This is a genomic window from Paenalcaligenes suwonensis (assembly GCF_011290505.1).
Lineage (GTDB): Bacteria > Pseudomonadota > Gammaproteobacteria > Burkholderiales > Burkholderiaceae_B > Paenalcaligenes > Paenalcaligenes suwonensis.
Map to the genome: position 1 here is coordinate 108,064 of NZ_JAANPV010000002.1, position 11,807 is coordinate 119,870.

At 52.2% G+C, this 11,807-nt stretch carries 12 protein-coding genes; 9 read left to right on the plus strand and 3 right to left on the minus strand.

Annotation, left to right across the window (positions count from 1 at the left end; translation table 11 throughout):
* Positions 1-46: 46 nt before the first annotated feature.
* From moaC to GY634_RS03730, 4 genes are read left to right on the plus strand one after another with little or no spacing between them, the layout of a single operon-like run.
* Positions 47-583, plus strand: a complete 537-nt coding sequence (gene moaC, locus GY634_RS03715; RefSeq protein WP_166407245.1) for a cyclic pyranopterin monophosphate synthase MoaC — start codon at positions 47-49, stop codon at positions 581-583.
* Entirely contained in the window at positions 576-833 is a 258-nt protein-coding gene (gene moaD / locus GY634_RS03720; RefSeq protein ID WP_166407246.1) for a molybdopterin converting factor subunit 1, read from the plus strand. The genes moaC and moaD overlap by 8 nt, the downstream gene beginning before the upstream one ends.
* 2 nt (positions 834-835) lie before the next feature.
* The gene (locus GY634_RS03725) at positions 836-1,294 is read left to right on the plus strand and encodes a molybdenum cofactor biosynthesis protein MoaE (protein ID WP_166407247.1); all 459 of its coding nucleotides are present in this window, start codon (positions 836-838) and stop codon (positions 1,292-1,294) included.
* Positions 1,295-1,302: 8 nt separating this feature from the next.
* Positions 1,303-2,508, plus strand: coding sequence for a molybdopterin molybdotransferase MoeA (locus GY634_RS03730; RefSeq protein WP_166407498.1), 1,206 nt, complete (start codon positions 1,303-1,305; stop codon positions 2,506-2,508).
* An 18-nt stretch (positions 2,509-2,526) separates the two neighbouring features.
* Here GY634_RS03730 and mobA read toward each other — a convergent pair whose 3' ends face one another.
* The 3 genes from mobA to GY634_RS03745 all read right to left on the minus strand — a co-directional run bounded on the left by mobA (position 2,527) and on the right by GY634_RS03745 (position 5,452).
* Complete coding sequence (mobA, locus tag GY634_RS03735) at positions 2,527-3,120, minus strand: molybdenum cofactor guanylyltransferase MobA (protein WP_166407248.1); 594 nt, start codon at positions 3,118-3,120, stop codon at positions 2,527-2,529.
* A 1-nt stretch (position 3,121) separates the two neighbouring features.
* The gene (gene moaA / locus GY634_RS03740) at positions 3,122-4,195 is read right to left on the minus strand and encodes a GTP 3',8-cyclase MoaA (RefSeq protein ID WP_166407249.1); all 1,074 of its coding nucleotides are present in this window, start codon (positions 4,193-4,195) and stop codon (positions 3,122-3,124) included.
* A gap of 153 nt (positions 4,196-4,348) precedes the next feature.
* Positions 4,349-5,452 (minus strand): substrate-binding domain-containing protein, encoded by a 1,104-nt coding sequence (locus GY634_RS03745; RefSeq protein WP_166407250.1) that lies wholly within the window; start codon positions 5,450-5,452, stop codon positions 4,349-4,351.
* Positions 5,453-5,650: 198 nt separating this feature from the next.
* On the opposite strand from GY634_RS03745, the gene GY634_RS03750 reads away from it, so the two are divergent.
* The 5 genes from GY634_RS03750 to GY634_RS03770 are packed head-to-tail and all read left to right on the plus strand — an operon-like array spanning position 5,651 to position 11,806.
* Positions 5,651-6,157: a formate dehydrogenase subunit gamma gene (locus GY634_RS03750; protein WP_166407251.1), complete on the plus strand. Its 507-nt coding sequence runs from the start codon at positions 5,651-5,653 to the stop codon at positions 6,155-6,157.
* Positions 6,154-7,725: a formate dehydrogenase beta subunit gene (locus GY634_RS03755; RefSeq protein WP_166407252.1), complete on the plus strand. Its 1,572-nt coding sequence runs from the start codon at positions 6,154-6,156 to the stop codon at positions 7,723-7,725. Before GY634_RS03750 ends, GY634_RS03755 begins: the two co-directional genes overlap by 4 nt.
* A 10-nt stretch (positions 7,726-7,735) precedes the next feature.
* Positions 7,736-10,669: a formate dehydrogenase subunit alpha gene (gene fdhF / locus GY634_RS03760; RefSeq protein ID WP_166407253.1), complete on the plus strand. Its 2,934-nt coding sequence runs from the start codon at positions 7,736-7,738 to the stop codon at positions 10,667-10,669.
* Between the two features lie 14 nt (positions 10,670-10,683).
* A complete protein-coding gene (gene fdhD, locus GY634_RS03765) occupies positions 10,684-11,532 on the plus strand; it encodes a formate dehydrogenase accessory sulfurtransferase FdhD (protein ID WP_166407254.1) in 849 nt (282 codons plus the stop codon).
* A 16-nt stretch (positions 11,533-11,548) separates the two neighbouring features.
* Positions 11,549-11,806 carry a formate dehydrogenase subunit delta gene (locus GY634_RS03770; RefSeq protein WP_166407255.1) on the plus strand — a complete coding sequence of 86 codons (258 nt, stop codon included), beginning with the start codon at positions 11,549-11,551 and terminating at the stop codon, positions 11,804-11,806.
* Position 11,807 lies beyond the last annotated feature (1 nt).

Here is an 11,807-nt window from a genome sequence, read left to right on the forward strand (position 1 = left end):
TAATAGGGCAACCCTGTAGATTAACTTCTAGTATCTGTTTCACATCATGGCGAATTCTTCTTCCCCCACCGGTTTCGGTATTCCCGGCTCTGACGCCCGTTTGAGTCACCTTGACGAAAGTGGCAGTGTTCGCATGGTGGATATCAGCCATAAAAACCTCAGCGCACGTTCGGCAACCGCTTATGGCCGTGTGCGTTTGGGTGAGCACGCTTTCGCTCTACTTTCAGCCCAAGACAACGCCAAAGGCGAAGTACTCACCACCGCGCACATTGCTGGTATTCAAGCCGCCAAGCGTTGTGCTGACCTGATCCCGTTATGCCATAGTTTGCCCTTGGCTGTGGTGACGATTGAGTTCACAGTAGACGCCCCCAGCCGCAGTGTCATTATTCATGCCACCTGCAAAACCACACACGGTACTGGGGTGGAAATGGAAGCCATGACCGCGTGTAGCGTCGCTGCCCTCACCATTTACGACATGTGTAAAGCGGCCGATAAAGGCATCGTGATCGAAACCCTGCGCCTGCTGCACAAGTCTGGCGGCAAAAGCGGTGAATGGCACGCTTCGGAGTCCTCTCATGACTAATACTTCCTCGATTTCCGTGCTGTACTTTGCCCAAGTGGCAGAACTGGTAGGCACGCGCCAAGAAACTTGGCCGCTATCAGAAAGCCTGACCGTAGAACATTGGCTAGAGCAATTAATTGCTCGCTACCCACAGCTCTCGCCCTTACACCGCCGTCTAAAAATTGCGGTTAACCAAGAGTACGCACACAAACAAACCGTCATACACGCCGGCAATGAAGTTGCCGTGTTTGAGCCTGTTACCGGAGGCTAAGCATGGTCACCGTACAAGAAGCCGACTTCAACGCACAAGCGCTTATACAACAACTGTATGAACGACATGCTGGCCACACAGGAGCCTTGCTAAGCTTCATTGGCTACGTGCGTGACTACCAGCCAGAACATCCTACCGATGCCTTGATACTGGAACACTACCCGGGTATGTGTGAGCGCGAGATAGAAGCCATTTGTAGCCAAGCCAAAGAACGCTGGGACATTCTGGCTACTCGCGTGGTACACCGCGTTGGTACACTTCATCGCGACGAACAAATTGTGTTTGTAGCCGTCAGCAGCATCCATCGTGGCGAGGCCTTTAAAGCCTGTGAATACATTATTGATGCGCTCAAAACTCGCGCCCCTTTTTGGAAGCGCGAACATCTGCAAGACGGTCAAAAAATCTGGGTACAGCAACACGAGTCTGATGCCCAAAAAACTGCTTTATGGGATAACGACTAATCATGAGCCTGCTCGACTTTGATATTGCCCAACAACGTTTAGTGGATGCTGGACAAGCACTGGAACGCACAGAATCGGTGTCGCTCCCACTGGCTCGTGGACGAGTACTGGCTGAAACACTAAACGCGGCGTTGAACATTCCCCCTGCGGACAACAGCGCAATGGATGGCTACGCTATCCGCTTTGCCGACTATCAAGCAGGCAAAGCATTGCCTATACAGCAACGCGTTTATGCCGGTGACGTACCGGAAGCCCTGCAAGCTGGCTACGCTGCCCGTCTGTTTACAGGCAGCCTGATTCCCGCCAACGCCGATACGGTTGTGATCCAAGAACTGTGCTCGGAAGAGAATAACCAACTGAGCATTTTGGAAGCCCCCATCAAAGGGCAGCACGTGCGCTATGCCGGTGAAGACATGGCCCAGCAACAACCTATTTTGCAACGTGGCACCTTGCTAGACAGTAGCCACATTGCGATGCTGGCGGCACAAGGCATCACTGACATACCTGTATATGGTCGCTTGCGTGTGGGTATTCTGACTACCGGAAACGAACTAACCGAACCCGGCCAAGCACTAAAAACCGGTCAAATCTACAACTCCAATGCGTCCATGTTGCGTGCCTTAGCAGAGGAAATGCACACAGAAGTCACACATGTTATCCATGCGCCTGACACCTTAGAGGCTATTCAAGCCGCTTTGGAAAAGCTAAGCCATGAATGCGATTTGGTGCTGACCGTAGGAGGTGTGTCGGTAGGTGATAAAGATTTGGTGAAACCCGCCATTGAAGCCGCAGGTGGGGAATTGCAACTGTGGAAAGTGCGTATGAAACCCGGTAAGCCGGTTGCACTCGCCAAACTGAACAACACACCTATTATTGGTTTACCCGGTAATCCTGTATCAGCGTATGCGGTATTTGCGTTAATGGTGACGCCGTTGGTGCGTGTGCTGCAAGGCCGCTCCCACGCACTGCCTCGTACCAGCTATGGCAAACTGGATTGCGAAACCACCTTGCATGGTACCCGTGAAGAGTTTTTGCGTGTACAAGCCATCACTCAAGACGATGGCTCACTGCATTTGTTGCCATACCCTCAGCAAGGTTCAGGCATTATCAGTTCCTTAGCATGGGCAACGGGATTGGCCCGCGTACCGGCCGATACCAATGTCACGCCAGGCACACAAGTGCGTTACTACGACTTTGCCCACTGGTGCGCCTAAGCCGCACACTATTGGCAGCTAGCGGCAATACGATTGCGCTTGCTGCCAATCTTCTGGCGTATTCACATTTAAGAACTCTGCTTCTACCGCTTTGCCAAAATGTACGGCTTTAGCCTGTACGTCCGCATACCAGCTTTGTACCCTGCGCTGGCCTGCCGCCAAATAGCTTTCTAACGATGACGCCAAGTCGGTGCGAACGATAGCGCATAAGGGATGTGTTTGTGCGGCACATGCATAATGCACAGACGTAGTCGGTGATTGCTTAGCCTGCTCGATCAGAGTGTGAATAACCTGAGCCGAGACAAAGGGGCTGTCTACAGGCAAGGTTAACAAGTAATCGGCCTGACTACGACGCATCACCGCCAACATACCCGCTAACGGTCCTTGGCCTGCGTAGGCAGTATCGTCGCCCACCACATCACCCCACGCGGCATAGTCCGCCTGATGGCTATTGGCACTAATAAATAATTGTTGGCAGTGCGGCCGTAAACGCTGGGCTGCCAGCTCTGCGAAAGACAGACCTTCTAGGTTAAGCAAACCTTTATCTATCGCGCCCAATGCCTGCATGCGACGGGATTGCCCGCCTGCCAGAATGAGCCCATCTATACGCATATCACCCACCTATGTAGCTCATTTCTACTTTATCGGCGCTACGCTCTACCGCACCGCGTATTTCAGAATAGCGATCTTGCCTAGCACGCCATGTACCGGCCAATAACCCCGCTAACACATCGTCGGTAGCGCCGGCGCGCAAAGGCGCACGAATATCCACCCCCTTAGACGCAAACAAGCACAAGAAGAACCGCCCTTCTGGGGACAGGCGTATGCGAGAACAGTCACCACAGAAAGGTTGGGACACACTGGTAATCATCCCTACCTCGCCTGCTCCATCCAGATACCTATAGCGCCCCGCGACTTCGCCTTTGTAATTCGCTTGCACAGGCTCTAGTGGGTAATGCTGATGTATGCGAGAAACGATCTCTGCCCCAGTGAGCACCTCTTTTAGATTCCAGCCATTGCTGTTACCCACATCCATATATTCGATGAAACGCAAGATGTGCGGGGTATGCCTGAAGTATTCTGCCATGGGCACAATTTGGTCATCGTTTAAACCTTTGCGCACCACCATATTTACTTTGACGGGAAACAAGCCTTCAACGCTGGCCGTTTCTATGCCATCCAACACTTGTTTAACTGACACCTTACTGTCGCTAAGGTGCGCGAAACGAGCATCTTCCAAGGCATCTAAACTGACCGTCACACGTTGTAAGCCCGCTTGTTTTAAGGCACGAGCTTTAGCGGCCAACAAAGTGCCATTGGTGGTCATAGCCAGCTCTACCGGCTGTCCATCAACGGTGCGTAGTTGCGCCAACATGTGCACCAGATCTTCTATATGCCGACGCAATAATGGCTCGCCACCGGTTAAGCGTATTTTGCGCACACCCATGTTCACAGCCAAACTGGCCACACGGGTGATTTCCTCGAAACTCAACAACTGCTTTTGAGCCAAAAATTCGTGTTCAGGCCCAAAGATTTCCCGTGGCATACAGTAGGTGCAACGAAAATTACACTTATCTGTTACCGAAATACGCAGATCATGCAGCGGCCTTTGTAATTGATCCTGCACCCCGCTTTGCGCAAGGGGGATCACTCGTGGTGCCGCCTTGTTGAGTGGTTTGCTTGTCATGCTTGTTGTGTGCTGTGTAGTTTCTAGTAGGCTTTTATGCATTGCCCCTCCGCAGTACCGTAACGGAGAAATTACTTTATGGTTTCATTATCAGCCATCACACTGATAGTGAACCGCTTTTGCAGGGAAGTGTTGCGCATACCGTTCGCAAGGCTACGATATAGCGGGCAACTTCTCCGTACCAAAGGCTTCGTCTAAGGACATCACCGTACCTATGCCTTCAGCCTGATAACCAATAAGCTGACTCATGTAACCACGGTAATCATCACCACGGATCAACGCCAAAAAGCGCTTAATCAGTTCGGACTCTAGAACATCTTTATGTACGGCAAAGAAGTAACGTTCACGGGCAATAGGGATAAAGTCCAGCCCACACCTACAGGCGGCTGTTTCCACTCCGAAGCCCACATCAGCCATATCACTTGCCACGTGCGCCGCTACTGCCATGTGTGTAAGCTCGGTGCTGTCATAGCCCTGAATATTGTTGGGGTCCAAATTCAGGTCTTGAATAATCAGCCCTAACAGATGACGGGTGCTAGACCCTATCTGCCGGTTCACAAATCGCACATCAGGACGCAACAAGTCTTCTACACCGCGCACCCCTTTAGGGTTGCCGTGCTGAACAAATAAGCCGGTATTACGATCACTTAAAAAGATCAATTGATGCTGATCAGGCCGCAGCCAAGCACTGTAATGGTGTAAGGCTTGAGACTGGTACTTACCTAAAGGTACTTGGAAACCCGCAATATCGCACTCACGGCGTAGCAACGAGTTCAGCGCTTCTATCGCTGTACGGTAGCGTAGCTCTAAAGGCAGGTAAGACAAATCATTGGCTAAGCGCATCAGCCCTTCTACTGCAAAACCATGGCTAGCATGTAAGCGCAAGCGCGGGGGTTCTGTCGCATATAAGCGGGCAAGCTCTTCTTGTAACTCGGATGCCATACTTTCTAGCATAGGCATTAATCGAGCATGCACACGGCGGTTTGCCCACAACAAACGCTTGGCAAATTGTGTCAGGGTTGTCCCTTGCCTACGCGATGTTTCAATAAGGGTAGCTTGGAACTGTTGCTCGGCCTGACGCAACACCCCCCACGCATGTCTATACGAGAGTGAACAGGCCTTGGCCGCCCCCGTAATATTTCCGGTGCTTTCGATGGCGCCCAATAAATTCAACACATCGCCTAATTTATAGGCGACGCCATCATGGTTTTCCAATACCCATTCGGCCTCAATTTGGGCCTTAAATTGGTTGCTCATCTACTGTCCTTTTGATGAGTAGTAACCCTTAATTATGTAATTTATTGCATATTACGCTTGTTTAATATGCAAGTGTTTTCCTATTGATATATTTGTGTTTGCTTTGTAGATTAAGGAAAAACATTATTTATATTATGCAAATAAATTCATATAAGCAACCTCAGAATACCCAAATTCTGACGTTTTAGGATGTACGCCATGCATATCCCCTCCCATGTCAGTCAGTTTGATCCTGCTGACGGCCAGTATCAGGCAATTGTGGATGCAGCCATCGCTGCCCACGCCCATAAAAAGGGTAATCTGCTGCCCATCCTTCACCATGTACAGGATGAGATCGGTTACCTACCAGATAACGTTGTGGTGCTTGTTGCCCGCGCGCTGAACCTGTCGCGCGCCGAAGTACACGGTGTGATCACGTTCTACAGCCATTTCCGCCAGAAACCTGCCGGTAAACACGTGCTGGAAGTCTGTATGGCCGAGGCCTGTCAGGCCATGCGTAGCGAAGCCTTGGCTGAGCACGCTCGTCAAACACTTTCCTGTGATTTCCACCAGACGTCGCCTAATGGCGAAGTCACGCTTGAGCCCGTGTATTGCTTGGGCCTCTGTGCGCAGTCTCCAGCAGTAATGCTGGATGGAAAACCGCACGCGCGTATGAGCCCAGATCGTCTGGATGCGCTGCTTGCTAAGGAAGGAGTACAAAAATGAGTACAGCACCATTACGAATTTATGTACCCGCCGACACAGCCGCCATCGCCATGGGTGCCGATGAGGTAGTTGCAGCCATTCAGCAACAGGCTGCTGAAAAAAATATAGACATTGATCTGGTACGCAACGGCTCGCGTGGCATGTTGTGGCTAGAGCCTTTAGTGGAAGTAAGCACGCCCGAAGGTCGCGTTGCGTTTGGTCCTGTTACGCCTGACGATGTCGCCAGCTTATTTGCTGCCGAATGGAAAACACACCCACTGTGCCACGGCCTAACCGAAGAAATTCCTTACCTGAAAAATCAGGAACGCCTGACCTTTGCTCGCGTTGGGGTAATTGATCCACTGAACTTGGATGAATACCAAGCACATGGCGGCTTTGAGGGGTTGAAACGCGCCCTGCAAATGGCCCCTGCCGAGATTGTCAAAATGGTGACAGACTCTGGCCTGCGTGGTCGTGGTGGTGCGGCCTTCCCTACCGGTATCAAGTGGAATACGGTACTTAACGCCAAAGCTGACCAAAAATACATAGTCTGTAACGCCGACGAAGGTGACTCGGGTACGTTTTCTGACCGTCTGTTAATGGAAGGTGACCCCTGTACCCTGATTGAAGGTATGGCCATTGCTGGTTTGGCGGTAGAAGCCACCTCCGGTTATATCTACGTGCGTTCAGAATACCCATTGGCGATTCAAGCCCTAGACCACGCCATCAAACGCGCCTATGAGGCGGGCTGGTTAGGCAACAATATTGCTGGCAGCGGCAAAACCTTTGACCTAGAAGTACGTAAAGGCGCTGGCGCGTATATTTGCGGTGAAGAAACCTCCTTACTAGAAAGCTTAGAAGGTAAACGTGGGGTGATTCGTTTCAAACCCCCTCTGCCTGCGCTGCAAGGTTTCTTGGGTAAACCTACCGTGGTGAACAACGTTATTTCGTTGGCCTCTGTACCTACTATTTTGGCTAAAGGCGGCGAATACTACCGTGACTACGGTATGGGCAGATCACGTGGTACCTTGGCCTTCCAGTTAACCGGCAACCTAAAACAAGGCGGTCTGGTTGAAAAAGCCTTTGGTATTACGTTGCGTGAACTGCTGTATGACTACGGCGGTGGTTCTGCTAGCGGCCTACCGTTGCGTGCTGCTCAAGTAGGCGGCCCATTGGGTGCGTACCTGCCTGAAAAACACTGGGATGTACCCATGGATTACGAGGCTTATGCAGCCGTATCCGCCATGGTAGGTCACGGTGGTATTGTGGCCTTCGATGAATCCGTCGATATGGGTCACATGGCCGAATACGCCATGAAATTCTGTGCTATCGAATCCTGTGGTAAATGCACCCCCTGTAGGGTGGGTTCTACGCGTGGCGTAGAAGTGATTCAAAAAATCCGCCGCAACGAGAAACGCGAAGACAACGTAGAACTGCTGCGCGACCTGTGCGACACCATGCTTGCTGGTTCGTTGTGTGCACTAGGCGGCATGGCCCCTGTGCCTGTGCTATCAGCGCTTGAGCACTTCCCCACCGACTTTGGTCTGGAAACCAAGGCCTCTGCCGACGCCAGTCAGCAACCCGCCTAAGGAGCCCACTATGCTAGAAACTGTTGCCGTACGCGAACGCGATCTAGGGACTCCGGCATCCCTAAGCACCACCATGATCGAACTGACCATTGATGGTCAAACCGTGGTGGTTCCTGAAGGCACATCAGTCATGCGCGCTGCTGCCTTAGGTGGCATCAACATTCCTAAACTGTGTGCGTCGGACATGCTAGAGCCTTTTGGCTCCTGCCGCGTATGTTTGGTTGAGATTGAAGGCCGCCGCGGTACCCCAGCATCGTGTACTACACCTGCCGAAGCCGGCATGGTGGTCACGACTGAAAACGAACGCCTGAACAAACTGCGCAAAAACGTGGTGGAGCTGTACGTATCGGATCACCCACTAGATTGCTTGATGTGCCCAGCTAACGGTAATTGCGAACTGCAAGACACCGTTGGTGTGGTAGGCCTGCGTAACGTACGTTACGGCTTTGAAGGTGCTACACACGTACACGAAAGCAAAGACACCTCTAACCCCTACTTCACCTACGACTCCTCGCACTGTATTGTGTGTAGCCGCTGCGTGCGTGCTTGTGAGCAGGTTCAAGGTACGTTTGCGCTTACCGTTGAAGGCCGCGGGTTTGACTCCCGTATTGCAGCGGGCCAAAGCGACAACTTCATCGACAGTGACTGTGTGTCCTGTGGTGCTTGTGTGCAAGCTTGCCCTACCTCTGCCTTGATGGAAAACTCGGTTATCGATTTGGGCCAACCTGAACACGCTGTAATCACTACCTGTGCTTACTGTGGTGTGGGCTGTGGTTTCAAAGCCGAAATGAAAGGCGAAGAAGTCATCCGCATGGTGCCGTGGAAAGACGGTAAAGCCAACCGTGGTCACTCTTGTGTGAAAGGCCGTTTTGCCTTTGGCTATGCCACACACGCCGACCGTATTTTGAAACCCATGATCCGTAAAAGCATTCAAGATGCATGGACCGAAGTGTCATGGGAAGAGGCGCTCAACTACGCCGCATCAGAAATTCGCCGTATCCAAGACAAATACGGCCGTGACTCTGTAGGGGGCATTACCTCCTCACGTTGTACCAACGAAGAAACCTACTTGGTTCAGAAACTGGTACGTGCCGCATTCGGTACCAACAACGTGGATACCTGCGCTCGTGTGTGTCACTCACCTACCGGCTATGGGCTGAAACAAACCCTAGGCGAGTCGGCAGGTACACAAACCTTTGACTCCGTCATGCACACAGACGTGGTCATTGTGATTGGTGCTAACCCAAGCGATGCTCACCCTGTGTTTGCATCACGCTTGAAGCGTCGTATACGTGAAGGCGCACGCCTGATCGTGATCGACCCTCGCGCAACTGAGCTGGTAAGCTCGCCACACATCAAGGCAGACTACCACTTGCCTCTACGTCCCGGTACCAACACCGCCATGCTGACAGCCTTGGCACACGTGATTGCCACCGAAGGCCTAATCGCTGAAGAGTTTGTACGCGAGCGCTGTGAAGACCAATCCTTTAACGACTGGCGTGAGTTTGTTAGCCGTCCCGAGAACTCCCCAGAAGCCACCGAAGAAATCACCGGTGTGGCGGCGCATCTGGTACGTGGTGCTGCACGCTTGTACGCCACAGGCGGCAATGGCTCCATTTACTACGGTCTGGGTGTAACCGAGCACAGCCAAGGTTCTACAACCGTGATGGCTATTGCCAACTTGGCAATGGCAACTGCCAACATTGGCCGCGAAGGTGTGGGCGTGAACCCGCTGCGTGGTCAGAACAACGTGCAAGGTTCGTGTGACATGGGCTCCTTCCCACACGAGTTGCCTGGCTACCGTCACATTTCCAACAATGAAGCTCGTAGCGAGTTTGAACAAGAATGGGGCGTCACCCTACAGCCTGAGCCAGGCCTACGCATTCCTAACATGTTTGATGCGGCACTTAGCGGCTCATTCAAAGGTTTGTACTGCCAAGGTGAAGACATTGTTCAGTCTGACCCCGATACCCAGCACGTTGCTGCGGCATTGGCCTCGATGGAGTGCATCATCGTTCAAGACTTGTTCCTGAACGAAACCGCTAAATACGCCCACGTGTTCTTGCCCGGCTCTTCCTTTATGGAAAAAGACGGCACCTTCACTAACGCCGAGCGTCGTATTTCGCGTGTACGTAAAGTAATGGAACCCAAAAACGGTATGGCCGATTGGGAAGTTACCTGCGCATTGTCCAATGCTTTGGGTTACCCCATGCTGTACAACCACCCACGCGAAATCATGGATGAAATCGCACGCCTGACACCTACCTTCACCGGTGTGTCGTACCAACGCATTGACGAACTGGGCGGCAGCGTACAGTGGCCATGTAACGAAGAAGCGCCAGAAGGCACCCCAACCATGCACATAGACGAATTTGTGCGCGGTAAAGGTAAGTTCATCATTACGCAGTACGTGCCCACAGACGAACGTAGTACGCGCAAATTCCCCTTGCTGCTAACTACCGGCCGTATCTTGTCGCAGTACAACGTGGGTGCTCAAACCCGCCGTACCGCAAACGTGGCATGGCACAAAGAAGATATCCTAGAGCTGCACCCACACGACGCCGAGGACCGTGGCGTTCGCACGGGCGACTACGTAGCAGTGAAAAGCCGTGCGGGCGAAACCGTACTGCGTGCCACCGTTACCTCGCGTATGCAACCGGGCGTGGTCTACACCACCTTCCACTTCCCAGAATCGGGTGCCAACGTGGTGACCACTGACAGCTCTGACTGGGCCACTAACTGCCCAGAGTACAAAGTCACAGCGGTACAAATCAGTAAGGTAACGTCTGGCCAAGTCTCAGACTGGCAATCTCGCTGGTCACGCTTTAACGAAATTCAGCAACAATTGCTGGACGAAGCTAGAGCACCAGAGGCAGAAGAAAGTGTTGCTGCGGCAGCACCTGTCAGCCAAGACAAAAAACCTGCACTGAGTACCCAGAGCTAATCGCGGGAGGCGTCATGCTTACGGATGAATGCATCTCGCTACCTCAGACCGAAGAGGGTCTGGCAACATTTCACATCGTGCGGTGCGAGACACCCAGTCTTGCGCTGCACGAGATGCCAGACCTCATCGCCCAAGAGGTGCCTATTGCACTGCAGTTCAATGGCATTAGCCACGCTGTACTGCTGGGCACCCCCTTGGACCTAGAGGACTTAGCCGTAGGCTTTTCCTATACCGAAGGCATCGTACGCACACACAGTGATATTTACGATGTACAAGTGCAGCACAGCCCTGACGGTATCGTGATTGATCTCGATATCGCTAGCGCCTGTTTGCAACAGCTAAAACTGCGCAGACGGCAGTTGGCTGGCCGTACTGGCTGCGGCTTGTGTGGATTGGAAAGCTTACAAGACGTGAAACGCGCGTTACCTGCACTGCCTGAACCTTTCTACAATGTGGCACCAGCCGCTGTAGCGAAGGCATTGCATCAACTACGTCAACAGCAAGTGCTGCACCAAAAAACCGGTGCAACACATGCTGCAGCGCTGGCTAATCAAGCAGGAGAGATTCAAGTTATTCGTGAGGATGTAGGCAGGCACAATGCGCTAGACAAGCTTATTGGCCACCTGCTGCGTCATGATGCGTTGGCAACAGCGGCACAAAGTCTGGCTCTGGTATCCAGCCGAGCCAGCTTTGAGATGGTGCAAAAAACAGCCGCAGCCGGTATTCCTACCTTGGTTGCAGTGTCCGCACCCACTACCCTTGCCACACAACTCGCCAAAGAGCTCAACCTATTGCTCATAGGTTTTGGACGTGAACAGCATTTCAATGTTTACAGTCACCCACACCGTTTAACTTCTTTTTAATTTTGGGCGATAGAGTATGAAAAGTAAAAGCCTGATACCGATGATCAATCGCATAGGAACTTTTTTTGAGTCTCAACCTAACCGTGAAGAGTCTCTAGAAGGTATTGCCAATCACATCCGCTTGTTTTGGGATCCCCGCATGCGGCAGTCGCTGTATAGCTACGTAGATCAACACCCTGATGGCAAAAGTGACGAGGGCGAACTTTCTGCCATTGTTATGGAGTCAATTACCCGCTACAGGACCAAACTGGATCCTGCCGCACTGACCGCCTGAG